Annotated in this window: 1 protein-coding gene; it reads left to right on the top strand. The window is 48.2% G+C overall.

Going from position 1 to position 251, the window contains the following annotated elements; genetic code table 11:
* Positions 1-17: 17 nt before the first annotated feature.
* On the top strand, positions 18-251 hold a 234-nt coding region (locus ACYP03_RS27185), incomplete at its 3' end, for a hypothetical protein (protein ID WP_459782830.1).

Below are 251 nucleotides of genomic sequence, written 5' to 3' on the forward strand. Positions count from 1 at the left end.
ATCGAGGCCCGGAATCAATGGCGTTATTGAAAGCCGTGCAGGATTGCCCGGCCATTTATGCCATTCAGGGCAACCATGAACAAATGGCGCTGAACGCGATGGAAGATAATGCCGATAGATCTTTATGGATCATGAATGGCGGCCGCTGGCATCAAGATGTTGCTTTTGCTGATGTCAGAAAAATGCTGGATTTCGCGGCAAACTTACCCCTTTGTTATACCTTGCAAATTAACGGCCACCGAATTGGCCTT

It is taken from the genome of Photobacterium sp. R1, from assembly GCF_054600795.1.